At 66.9% G+C, this 13,739-nt stretch carries 10 protein-coding genes; 7 read left to right on the top strand and 3 right to left on the bottom strand.

The window, feature by feature from the left end; genetic code table 11:
* The first annotated feature begins 291 nt into the window (after positions 1-291).
* Entirely contained in the window at positions 292-2,145 is a 1,854-nt protein-coding gene (locus ABD024_RS10445) for a hypothetical protein (RefSeq protein ID WP_343852312.1), read from the top strand.
* 104 nt (positions 2,146-2,249) lie between these two features.
* Here ABD024_RS10445 and ABD024_RS10440 read toward each other — a convergent pair whose 3' ends face one another.
* The 3 genes from ABD024_RS10440 to ABD024_RS10430 all read right to left on the bottom strand — a co-directional run bounded on the left by ABD024_RS10440 (position 2,250) and on the right by ABD024_RS10430 (position 7,210).
* The gene (locus ABD024_RS10440) at positions 2,250-3,092 is read right to left on the bottom strand and encodes a class I SAM-dependent methyltransferase (RefSeq protein ID WP_343852310.1); all 843 of its coding nucleotides are present in this window, start codon (positions 3,090-3,092) and stop codon (positions 2,250-2,252) included.
* Positions 3,093-3,229: 137 nt separating this feature from the next.
* The gene (locus ABD024_RS10435) at positions 3,230-3,487 is read right to left on the bottom strand and encodes a hypothetical protein (RefSeq protein WP_343852308.1); all 258 of its coding nucleotides are present in this window, start codon (positions 3,485-3,487) and stop codon (positions 3,230-3,232) included.
* Positions 3,488-3,910: 423 nt separating this feature from the next.
* Entirely contained in the window at positions 3,911-7,210 is a 3,300-nt protein-coding gene (locus ABD024_RS10430; protein ID WP_343852306.1) for an amidohydrolase family protein, read from the bottom strand.
* A gap of 144 nt (positions 7,211-7,354) precedes the next feature.
* Here ABD024_RS10430 and ABD024_RS10425 point away from each other — a divergent pair, with 144 nt between their 5' ends.
* The 6 genes from ABD024_RS10425 to ABD024_RS10400 all read left to right on the top strand — a co-directional run bounded on the left by ABD024_RS10425 (position 7,355) and on the right by ABD024_RS10400 (position 13,731).
* Positions 7,355-7,924 (top strand): NADPH-dependent FMN reductase, encoded by a 570-nt coding sequence (locus ABD024_RS10425; protein ID WP_343852304.1) that lies wholly within the window; start codon positions 7,355-7,357, stop codon positions 7,922-7,924.
* A gap of 91 nt (positions 7,925-8,015) precedes the next feature.
* On the top strand, positions 8,016-8,705 hold the full coding sequence (locus tag ABD024_RS10420; protein WP_343852301.1) for a glutathione S-transferase family protein: 690 nt from the start codon (positions 8,016-8,018) through the stop codon (positions 8,703-8,705).
* A 180-nt stretch (positions 8,706-8,885) separates the two neighbouring features.
* Positions 8,886-10,109: a DesA family fatty acid desaturase gene (locus tag ABD024_RS10415; RefSeq protein WP_343852299.1), complete on the top strand. Its 1,224-nt coding sequence runs from the start codon at positions 8,886-8,888 to the stop codon at positions 10,107-10,109.
* Positions 10,110-10,227: 118 nt separating this feature from the next.
* The gene (locus ABD024_RS10410) at positions 10,228-11,598 is read left to right on the top strand and encodes an FAD-containing oxidoreductase (protein WP_343852296.1); all 1,371 of its coding nucleotides are present in this window, start codon (positions 10,228-10,230) and stop codon (positions 11,596-11,598) included.
* Between the two features lie 383 nt (positions 11,599-11,981).
* Entirely contained in the window at positions 11,982-12,980 is a 999-nt protein-coding gene (locus ABD024_RS10405) for a L,D-transpeptidase family protein (RefSeq protein WP_425543137.1), read from the top strand.
* A gap of 1 nt (position 12,981) precedes the next feature.
* Positions 12,982-13,731, top strand: a complete 750-nt coding sequence (locus ABD024_RS10400; RefSeq protein ID WP_343852294.1) for a M23 family metallopeptidase — start codon at positions 12,982-12,984, stop codon at positions 13,729-13,731.
* The last annotated feature ends 8 nt before the right edge of the window (positions 13,732-13,739 follow it).

Here is a 13,739-nt window from a genome sequence, read left to right as displayed (position 1 = left end):
CGCCTTCGCGCAAGTCGCCCCATCGTCCCCGAAACCCGGGGCTTCAGGCTTTGATCAGACTGCCATCCTCGGTGTCGGCTGCCGGTATGCTCGGTGGGGTCTAGCGGCAGCGGGGGTCTTTTGGCCAGAGAGCCCCGGCCCGGTGGGCCTATGGCGGCCTTCTCTGCACGCGCGTATCGTACGCGAGCGCATATGTCAATGTGCGTACTTGCGTGGACGCTCATCGGCGCAACCGATATCAGCGTCTTCAGGGGACGCGGTCACCTATCAAACGAACGGGAGACCGATGATATGAAGACTCGACTGCTCATTGCGGCAGCGGCCATGGCGTTCGCCACGTGCGCCTTGGGCGCCTCGCCGACGATGCTCAAACTGCAAAAAGGAGGCACCACGGTGCCAGTGACCACGCCGCTTGGGGGTGCGCCGCTGACAACCCTGGAACAGGATCCGGCGATGACCGCCGGGGATGCCGATTCGGGCGATGGCGGTGAACTCGGAGGGCAGCCCGTGGTGAACCGCAGCATCGCCCACGGGCATGCCGGCAGCAACCGGATGGGAAATGCCAAGCGTGCCAAGTCGAACCCCCAGCTTCTCGGCGGCTTCAACGGCCTCAACTTCCACGACCAGCGTTTCGCCAATGGTGGTAATCAGTTCTCGGTGGAGCCGCCCGATCAAGGCTTGTGCGTCGGCAACGGATTCGTCATGGAAAGCGTCAACGACGTATTGGCGATCTATGACAGATCCGGCAACGAACTCGTCGGCCCCGTCGATCTCAACACGTTCTACGGCTACCCCGCGGCGATCAATCGCACCACCGGTGCGTACGGCCCCAGCATCACCGACCCGTCCTGTTACTACGATGCAGGCACGCGGCGTTGGTTCCAGGTCGTGTTGACGCTCGACCGCATCGGCACGACCTCGTCCCTGGCGGGCAGCAATCACCTGGACATCGCGGTCAGCCAGACCGCCGACCCCACCGGTGCCTGGAACATCTACCACCTGCCGGTGCAGAACAACGGCACGCAAGGCACTCCGGATCATGGATGCGCGGGTGGGTTCTGTCTGGGCGACTACCCGCACATCGGCGCTGACGCCCATGCCATTTTCCTGACCACCAACGAGTTCGCGTTGTTCGAAGACGGCTTCTACGGCGCGCAGATCTACGCCATCTCCAAGCAGGCGTTGGCATCGGGTGCCGCCTCACCGAATGTGGTGCTGTTCAACGGTGGCGATCCGAGCATTCCGGCGCCCGCGTTCACGGTCTGGCCGGCCATCTCGTCCGGCGGACAGTATGTCGACACGCTGGGTGGAACCGAATACCTGCTCAGTTCGGACGCGGTGTTCTACGACTCGGGCACGTCCAACACGCTCTGGCTGTGGTCGGTGTCGAACACGCAGGCGATCGACACCGCGCCCACGGCGCTGGTGCTGGGCGTCTCGCCGCTGACCGTGCAGACCTATGCCGTGCCGAGCAGCCTGGCCAAGCAGAAGCCGGGCAGCACGCCGCTGCGGGACTGCTTCGCCTTGACCGGGTGCGCACCGACGTATCTCGGCTACCCGAACATCGTCTATTCGGCGCCGCGCGACATGGCGGTGAACGACTCGCGCATGCAGCAGGTGAGCTACGCCAACGGCAAACTCTGGGGGACGTTGGATACCGATGTCCTGCTGGCTGATGGCAGCCATGGCTCGGGCATCAACTACTTCGTCATCAGTCCGAACTCCGGCGGCGTCTTCGCCAACGGCACGCTGGCCCTGCCCGATGCGAATCTGACCTACGGCGCGGCGGCCGTTACGCAAAGCGGGCGCGGCGTCATCGCGTTCACCGTCGTTGGCCCCAACGATCATCCGAGTGCCGGTTACGCCAGCCTGGATGCGAAGCTGGGTGCCGGTGATGTCCATGTCGCCGCAGCGGGTGCCGGTCCGTGGGACGGCTTTACCGGCATCCCCTTCTTCGGCTCTGGGCCGCGCTGGGGCGACTATGGTGCGGCCGCGGCCGACGGCAACACGATCTGGACCGCTTCGGAGTACATCGCGCAGACGTGCACCCTGAGCCAATACCTGACCGCTCCGCTGTTCCAGTGTGGCGGCACGCGCGGTGCGCTGGGCAACTGGGCGACCCGTATCTCGGCTGTCGGGCTCTGAGGCCTCGACGAAACGCCAACCAACGGGCGTGATGGGTAGTGTCCCATCACGCCCGTTTTGCCTTGAATCCAGTCAGCGTGGAGCTACATTCCGGTCGGCCCTCTTCAGCGCCGCGTCGCCAGTACGCCGTCCAGTGCCAGCTGCGTCTTGAAGCCGGCTTTCTCCAGCCGTTTCGCGACCTCGCGCGGCACGTCGCGGCCGCTGGTGAGCTTGTTTGGGCTGCCGGTGTAGTGGAACAGGTGGCCACCGTGACGCAGCACGCGCGCCAGCTGGTCGTAGAACGCCTGCGAATACAGCTCGCCGGCGATGCCGAAGCGCGGCGGGTCGTGCAGCAAGGCGTCCACCGAAGCGTCGGCGATCTGCGCGATCGCGTGTGACACGTCGGCATGGACCAGTTGCAGGCGGCCGCCGCTTGCCGGGGCATCCGGGTCCGGCGACCACGGGTTGAGCGTGCGCAGCCACAGCACGTCGGCGTTCTTCTCGAACGAGTGGATGCGCGCGGCGCCGGCTTCCAGGCAGCATGCCGCGAAGTAGCCCAGGCCGCCGCAGGTATCGAGCACCACCTTGCCGTGCGGCTCGACCAGCGCCACCTTGCGACGCGCATCCGTGACCGGCGATTCCTTCGACGTGGGCAGCATCTTGATGCCGTCGATCTCGAACGTGGGCGCGCCCCAATCGGTGGGTACCAGCTTGATCAGCGAGCCGGCATAGCGCGACACCGGCGCGAACTCGTCACCGTCCCAGTAATGGATCGTGCGGTCTTTCAGCTTGTGCGGATAGGCATAGCGCTGGCCCTGCCACCGCCACTCATCCGTTTCCAGCGACGCAGTGCCGTTCGAGCGGCCCAGATCCAGCGAGCCGGCCCATTCGCCCGCACCGGCATCGCGCGCGGCCAGCAGCGCCTCGGCGATCGGACGCGTGAGCAGGGGGCCGGAATAATGCGGCACGACGGGCGATCTCCTGAAATAGCTGCACTGAACCGACGACAGCTTGCCGCAGTGCGACGACGGGGCGGCATCGTAACCCATTGGCGTGGCCGCCGCGGAGTGCAATGAACCCGTTTGCTCCGCGTGTGCCGCCGGCGTCAGCCCGGCGCAGAAGCCTTGCCGGAGGTGGCGGTCTGGAGATTTTCCTTGGCGCGGGCTGCACTGGCCCGGGCAGGGCTGTGGAGCGGGGTGTTGCCCAGGACCTCGATGCGGCCGCCGTATTTCTTGAACGCTGCGATGTCGTCGGCGATGGTTTCGCTGGTCATGCTTCGGCTCAGACTCTTGCCCTTGCCGGAACCGAACAGGCGTGACGTGGTGCTGGGCTTGCTGACGGCTTGGGTGGGATTGCCGGACATGGTGTCTCCTTCTTGATGGTGGCTCCGCGGTGGCGGGCGCATGGGCCTGCACCGGCGGCTTGACGTGCGGGCGAAGAGTGCTGGGCACCCATCACCTCGCTCGATGACTTCTCTCTGCGGCGCGACTGAAGCGCGCGGTAAAGCTCCCGGACACGGGGGCTTGGGGTAGAGGGAAGTCCGCGCATCGTACGCAAACATCCATGAACATGATGTTATGTGAGCCAAAATGCGGCAAAAACAGTCTTCTGAAGCAGTAGAGAGACGCCGCGGCGCAGCGCGACGAATGGCGTGGCGGCCGGCATCGCCGACCGTTCCGGGTCGGTCCCATCTCGGTGCTGAAGCTGCGTGCGACTGCCGATTTGGCGCCTTCCCCGGATCTGCCCCGGAGGAGGCGCCCGAGATCGCAAGCAGGCCTCCTGGACCTCAATGCCGGTGCAGCGTGCCGGACTTCGGGCAGTGGCATTGCGCGGTGGGTCCGAACTCGGTGCCGAAACTGCGGCCGTCGCGGTGGCGTTGCCAGTAGAACTCGGGCGCGGGACGGCCCTTGCCGGCGACTTCGGCCATGTCGGCGTCGATGTCGAAGACGCGGCCGTTGACGGCGACGTAGCGGGTGTCGGCGGTGGCGCGGATGCTCTCCAGCGGGTTGCCGTTGAGCACGACGAAGTCGGCGCGCTTGCCCGGCTCCAGCGAACCGATGTAGCGGGCCAGGCCGAGCAGGTCGGCGCCGTCGTAGGTGGCTGCGCGCAGGGCTTCCCAGTTGCTGAAGCCGCTCTGCGCGAGCATCCAGATTTCCCAGTTCGCGGACAGGCCCTGCAGCTGGCCGTGGCCGCCGGTCTGGATTTTCACGCCGACGTCGCGCAGTTTCTTCGCGGCCGCGCCCACGGTCTTGTAGTAGTAGTCCCATTCCGGCGCGGTGTCGCGGCGGATCGAACGGGCGTCGAGGGTTTCGCGCGGGAAGAAGCGGTTGAGCTTCCTGTCCTCCCACACGTTGTCGCGCGCATACCAGTAGTTCTCGCCGGACAGGCCGCCGTAGTTCACCACCAGGGTCGGCGTGTTGCGCACGTCGGTCTGCTTCCACAGGTTGATCACGTCGGCGTACAGCGGTGCGACCGGCAGGTTGTGCTCGATGCTGGTGACGCCGTCGAGGATCATCGGCAGGTTGTGGTTGAGCGTGGAGCCGCCTTCCTCGACCACCAGCATGCCCAGCTCGCGCGCCGCCTGGTTGATCTGCTGGTGCTGCTCGCGGCGCGGCTGGTTGTAGCTCTTCACGCTGAACGCGCCGTTGGCCTGCATCCGGCGCAGGTGGGCGCGGGCGTCGTCGAGCGAATTGATCACCGCCTTGAAGTCGCCATCCGCGCCGTACAGGATCGTGCCGGTGGAGAACACGCGCGGGCCGACCAGGTCGCCGGACTTGAGCAGCTCGGCCTGCGAGAACACGGTTTCGGTGGCGGCTGACGGATCGTGCATGGTGGTCACGCCGAACGCGAGGTTGGCGTAATACGCCCAGTTCGCCTGCGGCACCACGCCGGTGAAGAAGTGGTTGGCGTGCGCGTGCGCGTCGACGTAGCCCGGCGCGATGGTCTTGCCGGTGACGTCGATCACTTTCGCGTTGGCCGGAATCGTCACGCTACCCGCCGCGCCGAGTGCGCGGATGCTGTCGCCCTCGACGATCAGGGTGCCGTTCTCGATCACTTCCTGCTCGCCGGAATGCGCGTTCTTCATGGTGATCAGGCGTGCGCCGGTGAACGCGAAGGTATCCGTCGGGCGGTCCATCGGCAGGCTCAGGCCGACGTCGATGCCGCGCTCGCTGCCGGGCTTGGGCAGTCGTTTCGGCGCGCCGGGCACGAAGGCGAACGCGTCTTTGAGATCGCGCGAGTGGTAGTCGCGCCCGACCATCCAGTGCAGCGCCTTCGAGTCGGCCGACCAGTGCAGGTAGGATCCGACATCCTTGCTGACCTGGGTCACCGGGATCGCCTTGGTGTCCTTCGACAGCTCGATTGCCGTGCCGGTCTGCGGCAATGGCGCGACGTAGACGTTGAACAGTTCGGTGAACGCGACCCACTGGCCGTCCGGGCTCAGGCTGACCGCGTCGACGTATTTCAGGTCGAACACGTCACGCGGTTCCTCACCATGGATGCCCACGCTTTGCAGCTTTTTCTTGAGGCCGCCGCCGGTAAGGAAGTACACGCGCTGGCCGTCGGCGGCGAACTGCGGGTTGCTGCCGGATTTCGCGATCCGCGTCGCCATGACGCCGTTCGCCGGCATCAGGTAGATGCCGACTTCGCCTGCATTGAGGTTGCCGCTGATCGAGCCGCCGGCGGTCTTCGCGTAGGCGATCTGGCTGCCGTCGCGCGAGTACGTCGGGGCGTAGTAGAAGCCGGGCTTGTTGGTCAGCGTGCGGGTCTGGCCGCTGGCGAGATCGCGTTCGACCAGTGCTCCCTGTGCCGCGTCGGACCAGGTCGTGTACAGCAGCTTGCGGCCGTCCGGGCTGAACGCAGGCTGGTATTCGAACTGGCCGTCTTCGGCGACCAGCCGCTGCGGCGTGCCATCCGGCAGCGCCTTGGTCCACAGGTGGCCGACCGCGTGGAACACCAGCGTCTTGCCGTCGGGGCTGGTGGCTACGTCGCGGATCATCTTCGGCGCGAAGCTGCCCTGGTCGAGTTTCTGTTCGAAGCGCAGCGGTTGCGCCACGGTCTGCTCGATGGCGGCGCTGAACGGGATTTGGGTGGGCGTGCCCTGGTCGGCATCGACGCGCCACAGCTTGCCCTGCGCCCAGATCACCAGGTTTTTCGAATCCGGGGTCCAGGCGAAGTTCGCGTAGGGGCCGAAGATCGCCCAGGCTTCCTGCATGTCGTGCGAGAGGCCGTCCCACAGCGCGCGCACGTCGCCGGTGTCGATGTCGACCAGGTGCAGCACGCTCTTGTCGCGCACGCGCTTGACGAAGGCCAGCGATTTTCCGTCCGGCGATGGCTGCGGCCGTACCGCGCCACCGGGCGTCGCCACGATGGTCTCGGTCTCGCCGGTCCGGCGGTCGAGCCGCTTGATCGCGTAGATCACGTCATGCGGATTCTTGTTGTACTGGAAGTACGGCCCGGCGCTGACGTCTTCGGAGTAATAGACGTAATGGCCATCCGGGCTCAGCGCGGGTTCGCCCAGATCCTGCTGGTCGTTCTTCTGCTTGGTCAGCTGCAGGCCGGCACCGCCGCTCTTGTGATACATCCACAGCTCGCCGGCGCCGAGCGAGCGCTCGCCGGTGAAATGCTTGCGACCGACCAGGTACTGGCCGTCCGGCGTCCACGCCGGGTTGTTCATCAGGCGGAAATCCTCCTTGCTGACCGCGCTCGCGCTGCCGCCGCCCACCGGCATGCGCCAGAGATTGTTGCCGCCGCCGCGGTCCGAGGTGAACGCGATTTCCCTGCCATCCGGCGAAAACCGCGGCTGCACGTCCCAGGCCGGGCCCGAGGTGAGCCGCTTCGCGCTGCCGCCTTCGATCGGCATCAGGTAGAGGTCGCCGAGCAGGGCGAACACGATGCTGCGGCCGTCCGGACTGACGTCGAGGTCGATCCAGGTGCCCTCGTCGGTGGTGAACTTGACCGTCTTGGTCGGGCCATGCGCGGCATTGACGTCCCATTTGGACGTCTTGCCGTCCTTCTCGTCGGCGGCGAACGCCGATGCGGGCGCGAGCGAGAGGGTGGCGAGAATCGCGAGGCGAAGCAGTGACATGGGGAACTCCGGATCGGTAATCCTTCGATGGTAGAGGAAGCGCGTTGGACCCGACCGGGCCGAAAGTCCCGCTCGTGGCGCGGCCGCGTTTTCCCTGCGTTATGCTTGCCGCTCCCGTCGTCGCGACGGTGTCGGAGGTGGAACATGACCGTTCTGGTGGGGTTTTCCGGCAGCCTGCGCAAGGACTCGTTCAACACCGCGCTGCTGCGTGCCGCGGGCGCGATGATGCCGGTCGGCAGCCGGCTGGAGATGATGTCGATCGCCGCGTTTCCGCTGTACAACGGCGACGATGAAGCCGCGCACGGCATCCCTGCCGGGGTCGCGGCGCTCAAGGATGCGATCGCCGCGGCCGACGGCCTGCTGATCGCCACGCCCGAATACAACAACAGCATTCCCGGCGTGACCAAGAATGCGCTGGACTGGCTGACGCGACCGCCGGCCGACATCCCGCGCGTGTTCGCCGGCAAGCCGGTGGCGCTGATGGGTGCGTCACCCGGCGGCTTCGGGACAATTCTGTCGCAGAACGCCTGGCTGCCGGTGCTGCGCACGCTTGGTGCGGAACTGTGGGCCGGCGGCCGCCTGCTGGTGTCGCGCGCGGGCAGCGTGTTCGATGCCGACGGCGCCATCGCCGATGCGCGCACCCATGACTCGCTGCGCAAGTTCGTGGAGGGTTTCGTCGCTTTCGCGCAAGACCGCTCGGCGGGGAACCCGTAGAGCGGCGGTCAAGCGAACCCGGCGAGCTGGCCCGGATTCGAAGGAGTAATCTGCCGACTCCCGTTTGCTCGCTTGCCCATGAGGTGGTGCCTTGTCTCGTGAAGGTGAAATGGCCGGCAGGAGTCCGACCCTGCGGATCACCGGCCGCAGCAGTTCGCATTTCACCCGTCTGGTGCGCGTGTTCGCGCTGGAGCTTGGCGTGGCCTGCGAGTTCGTTCCGGTCTACGACCTGGCGTCGCTGGATCCGCGTGACTATGCCGGGAATCCCGCGCTCAAGTTGCCCGTGCTCACGCAGGGCGATGCGGTCGTGTTCGGCGCCGAAAACATCTGCCGCGTGCTGGCGGAGTCCGCGCCGGAGCGTCGGCGCATCGTCTGGCCCGAGGATGTGCGTGACGTGAAGGCGCGCAATGCGCAGGAACTCGTCTGGCATGCCATGCAGGCGCAGGTGCAGCTCGGCTTCGGTACGCAGATCGCGAAACTTCCGGCGGACAGCGTCTACTTCGTCAAGGCGGCTGCGGGGTTGCGCAATGCCCTGGCGTGGCTCGACGAAAGGCTGCCGTCGGTCATCGACGCGCTGCCGCCGCGCGATCTCAGCATGCTGGAAGTGTCGCTGTTCTGCCTCGTCGAGCATCTGGCCTTCCGCGAAACCATCCCGCTCGCGCCTTATGGCCGCCTCACGGCTTTCGCCCTGGAGTTCGGCAAGCGGGCCTCGGCGGGAAACACGGCTTACAGGTTTGACGTGCCGCCCGATGGTCGGGACCAGGAGGATGGCGGTCGTTGATCGTCTTGGTGACCTCCGCTCCTGTCGCAAGTGCGCATCTCCGGCGACCGAGTCCACGACGCCTTGCCTCGACGAAAAGGACGGCGGCTTCACGGAAATTTTCCGGTCGCGTTCGGTGGTGCGCGTTACAAGAAGGGAACCATGCGGCTCCGCCCGGCGCGGGCGGTTTCGAAGGGATCCATGTCGGACCTGCTTTCCTATGCGGCACGCGGACTGACCCAGGCATCGTGGGTTGCCTGGCTGATCTACTTCGTGGTCATGACGCAGGCGACGATCACCACGGTCACCTTGTACCTGCATCGCAGCCAGGCGCACCGCGGCGTCGATTTCCATCCGGCCGTCGCCCATATTTTCCGTTTCTGGTGCTGGCTGACGACGGGCATGGTGACCCGGCAATGGATCGCGGTGCATCGCAAGCATCACGCGAAATGCGAGACCGCCGAGGATCCGCACAGCCCGCGGGTGTATGGCATCCGTGCGGTCCTGTGGGGCGGCGTGGATCTTTACCAGAAGGCCGCCGCGAATGCGGGCGACCTGGCGACCTATGGCGTCGGTGCGCCCGACGACTGGATCGAACGCCATCTCTATGCGCGCTGGTCGGCAGCGGGGCCGACCCTGCTGGCGATGATCAGCCTTGCCCTGTTCGGCGTGGTCGGCATCGCGATCTGGGCGTTGCAGATGGCGTGGATCCCGTTCTGGGCCGCCGGTGTCGTCAACGGCCTCGGGCACTGGTGCGGCTACCGCAACTTCGAGACGGCCGACACCTCGACCAACCTGGTGCCGTGGGGGCTGATCGTGGGCGGCGAGGAACTGCACAACAACCACCATGCGTTTCCCAGTTCGGCGAAGTTCTCGCAGCGCAGGTTCGAATTCGATGGCGGCTGGATGCTGATCTGCCTGCTGCGCCGGCTGGGTCTCGCGCAGGTACGGCGGCTTGCGCCGGTGCTGGACTTCCGTACCCACGTGCAGCAGCCGGATGTGGAAACGGTCCGGGCGTTGCTGGCGCAGCGGTGCCGCATCCTGCAGGACTACGTCGTCGGCGTCATCACCCCGACCTTGCGCGCGGAAGGCCTCGACGATGGGCGGCTGTCGCGCCGATTGCGGCGGGGACTGGCAAGTGGGGGCCGCTGGCTGGATCCGGCGTCGCGCCGGGAGCTTGCTGCGTTTCTGTACCAGCGTTTGCGCCTGTCCACCGTATGCGAGTTCCGCGCACGACTCGCTGGCTTGACCGAGCGCAACGGCCGCGACGCCCAGGCCCTGCTGGAAGAATTGAAGCGCTGGTGTGCGGAGGCGGAGGTGAGCCAGGTCCGTGTGCTGGCCGATTTCGCGACCCGCCTGAAAGGCTGTTGCATCGCCGGCAAGGAGCGGGGCCATGCCGACCTGCTGGAATTCGCGCGGCCGTGATGTGCGGTGGTGGCACCATGGACACCGCGTGACCCATCCGCGCAGGGAGTAACGGCATGACCCTCCACCTGTCTGCATGGTCGATCACCGGCACGCTGCCGCTCGCGGCGGCCGCGTCGTGAGCCGCCGCTTCGACGCCATCATCGTCGGCGCCGGTCAGGCCGGCCCGCCGCTGGCGAACCGGCTGACCCAGGCCGGCCAGTCGGTCGCGCTGGTCGAGCGCAAGCTGTTCGGCGGCACCTGCGTCAACACCGGCTGCATGCCGACCAAGACCCTGGTCGCCAGCGCGCGCGCCGCGCACGTGGCCCGTCGCGCGGCCGATTTCGGCGTGGTGCTGGCGGGTGAGGTGGGCATCGACATGGCCAAGGTGAAGTCGCGCGCCGATACCGTCATCGCGAACGCGCGCCACGGCGTGCGCACCTGGCTGGACGGCATGGACGGCTGCACGGTGATCGAAGGCCATGCGCAATTCGAGGATGCGCAAACCCTGCGCGTCGGTGACGAACGGCTCGCCGCGCCGCAGATCTTCCTGAATGTCGGCGCCCGCGCTGCGGTGCCGGAGATGCCCGGCCTGCATGACATCCCGTACCTCACCAACACCTCGATCCTGGGCCTGGACCGCGTGCCGGCGCATCTGCTCATCGTGGGCGGCAGCTACATCGGGCTGGAATACGCGCAGATGTACCGTCGCTTCGGCGCCCGCGTCACCGTGGTGGAAAAAGGCGCGCAGCTGATCGGACGCGAGGACGAGGACGTGGCGACGGCGGTGCGCGAAATTCTGCAAGGCGAGGGCATCGACATCCGTACCGGCGTCGCCGATCTCGCGTTCGCGGGCGCCGGTGAAACGCTCGCGGTGACGGTCGACGGCGAACGGCTCGCCTGCAGCCACGTGCTGGTGGCGGTGGGGCGCGTGCCGAACACCGGTGATCTCGGCCTCGACCAGGCCGGCGTGACGACGGATGCGCGTGGCTACATCACGGTCGACGACGAGCTGCGCACGAACGTGCCCGGCATCTGGGCGCTGGGTGACTGCAACGGCCGCGGCGCGTTCACGCATACCGCGTACAACGACTTCGAGATGGTCGCGGCGAACCTGCTCGATGGCGAGCACCGCAAGCTCAGCGAGCGCGTCAGCGGCTACGCGCTGTATATCGACCCACCGCTGGGTCGCGTCGGCATCAACGAGGCGGAGGCGCGCAAGCGCGGGCGTCCGTTCCTGGTCGGCAAGCGGCCGATGAGCCGGGTCGGCCGCGCGGTGGAGAAGGACGAGACGCAGGGCTTCATGAAGGTGATCGTCGACGCCGAAACGAAGGCGATCCTCGGCGCTGCGATTCTTGGCGCCGAAGGCGACGAGGCGATCCACGGCATCATCGACATGATGAGCGTGGGCGCCACCGCCACCCGGCTGCAGCACACGGTTCCGATCCATCCGACCGTGTCGGAACTCATCCCCACCTTGCTCGCGGAAGCACGCCCGCCCGACGGGTAGGGCAGCGGCGCACGGCTGACGTCTGAGGTCGTGCCGCCGCACTCGCGCTTGAATGCGACCAGTCGCTCGATCGGCGAGCGCGCGACACGCTCGATGCGCCGGCGCAATTCGATCTCCTCGGCCAGCAGGGCGATGCGTGCGCGGCGGTAGTCGTCGCTTTCGTTGGGAAATCTCGTGCGGTTGCGCTTCGCCAATTCGGCGGCGGGAACGAGGGCGCTGGCCTGCGTCGTGATCGGTCTCTGTGGGGTTGCCTGTTCCGATGGCGAACGGGTGCGAGGCCAGTCGACACCGGCCCGCAGGCATTGCTGAACGGCAGCCTAGGTTGCGGCCGCTTTCTTCACAAGGCCATGGTCATGCTCACGATCCCGATGGGAGAGTGTTCGATGAAAACTGCAAACCTCATGCTCCGCATGCTCGGCTGCGCGATAGCTGGCACCTGCGCGCAGGCGGCCGCCGCCACTTCCGTGGCCATGCCGGCCACGCTCGCGCCCGAGATGGTCAACGATGCTGCCTTGATGACCCCGGTGCAGGCCGGCGACAAGGGCGCGGCGGTGCTGCGCGCGCAGATTCTGCTGGACCGTGCGCGGTTTTCGCCGGGCGAGCTGGATGCCGCCTACGGTTCCAACATGCGCCAGGCGATCGTCGGTTTTCAGGCCAGTCGCGGGCTGCCGGTCAGCGGCACGATGGATGCGGCAACCTGGGCGGCGCTCGGCGGTGACAGCGCGCCGGTGCTGGTAAGCATGACGCTGGACGTCGCGGACGTGGCCGGTCCGTTCAGGCCACTGCCGGCGGGCATGATGGCGCGGTCGAAGCTGGATGCACTCGGCTACAGCTCGTCGCTGGAAGCCTTGGGCGAGAGATTCCACGCCAGTCCGGCCCTGCTGCAGCAGCTCAACCCGGGCAGGGATTTTGGCCGTGCCGGCGAGCAACTGGTGGTGCCGGCCGTCGAGGCCGCCACGCCGATGCCGGTGGTGGCGAAGGTACTGGTCGACAGATCGGATTCCACCGTGTCCCTGCTGGATGAAGCCGGCAAGGTGGTGGCGCAGTACCCCGCATCCACCGGCAGCGAGCACGATCCGTTGCCGATCGGTGACTGGAAGATCAAGGGCGTGGGCAAGAACCCGGTGTTCCACTACAACCCGAAGCTGTTCTGGGATGCCAAGGCGAAGGATGCCAAGACCACGCTTGCGGCCGGCCCGAACAACCCGGTTGGCGTGGTATGGGTGGACCTGTCCAAGGATCACTACGGCATCCATGGCACGCCGGAACCGTCGAAGGTCGGCAAGACCGAGTCGCATGGTTGCATCCGCCTGACCAACTGGAGTGCGCTGGCGTTGTCGCAGGCAGTGAAGCCGGGCATGACGGCCACCTTGCAGGAATGACATGAACCGGCTTTTCCTCTTCCTGCTGGGCGTGCTGTGCGGCGTGGCCGCGCTGTTCTACCTGACCAGGCGCAGCGACATGACAAGCGCCGGCTTGGGCAGCGTCGACACCATGCACGACGTCGCGATGGCCCGGCCGTCCATGGCTGCCACGCCGCCCACGCCGCTGCCGCCGGTCGCTGCCACCACCTTGTCGTCGCCGAGCGTGGCGCTGGTCGATCCACCGCCGGTGACGTCGCCGGATGTGGCGCCCGGCATCACGGTTGCGTCGGCATTCAGTGTGCCGGCGACGCCTGCAGCGGCGTCCACGACGGCCGTGTACGGGCTGCTCATTCCCGTCGCTGGTGTCGCGCCCGCCGATCTCGCCGACACCTTCACCCAGGCTCGCGGCGAAGGCCGGGTGCACGATGCGATCGACATCATGGCGCCGCGCGGCACGCCGGTGGTTGCGGTGAACGACGGCAGGGTGGTCAAGCTGTTCACCAGCAAGCCGGGCGGGCTCACCGTCTACCAGTTCGATCCGCAGCAGCAGGTCGTGTACTACTACGCGCATCTGGACGGCTATGCGCCCGGCCTGGCCGAGGGCCAGCTGCTGCATCGCGGCGACCTGCTCGGCTTCGTCGGCAGCACCGGCAATGCCAGCGCCGACGCACCCCATCTGCATTTCGAGGTCCAGCTGCTGGGGCCGGAAAAACAGTGGTGGCACGCCACCTCGATCAATCCCTACGGCCGCTTCGCCGGGCAGCCGTAGGAGATGGG

It is taken from the genome of Rhodanobacter soli, assembly GCF_039523495.1.
GTDB classification, from domain to species: Bacteria; Pseudomonadota; Gammaproteobacteria; order Xanthomonadales; family Rhodanobacteraceae; genus Rhodanobacter; species Rhodanobacter soli.
This window is presented reverse-complemented; position numbering and strand designations above follow the sequence as displayed.

Bases quoted from the DNA above. Each gene is read 5' to 3' on its own strand.
- ABD024_RS10430 (WP_343852306.1), bottom strand. From the start codon at position 7,210: ATGTCACTGCTTCGCCTCGCGATTCTCGCCACCCTCTCGCTCGCGCCC.
- ABD024_RS10415 (WP_343852299.1), top strand. From the start codon at position 8,886: ATGTCGGACCTGCTTTCCTATGCGGCACGCGGACTGACCCAGGCATCG.
- ABD024_RS10425 (WP_343852304.1), top strand. From the start codon at position 7,355: ATGACCGTTCTGGTGGGGTTTTCCGGCAGCCTGCGCAAGGACTCGTTC.
- ABD024_RS10405 (WP_425543137.1), top strand. From the start codon at position 11,982: ATGAAAACTGCAAACCTCATGCTCCGCATGCTCGGCTGCGCGATAGCT.
- ABD024_RS10400 (WP_343852294.1), top strand. From the start codon at position 12,982: ATGAACCGGCTTTTCCTCTTCCTGCTGGGCGTGCTGTGCGGCGTGGCC.
- ABD024_RS10435 (WP_343852308.1), bottom strand. From the start codon at position 3,487: ATGTCCGGCAATCCCACCCAAGCCGTCAGCAAGCCCAGCACCACGTCA.
- ABD024_RS10445 (WP_343852312.1), top strand. From the start codon at position 292: ATGAAGACTCGACTGCTCATTGCGGCAGCGGCCATGGCGTTCGCCACG.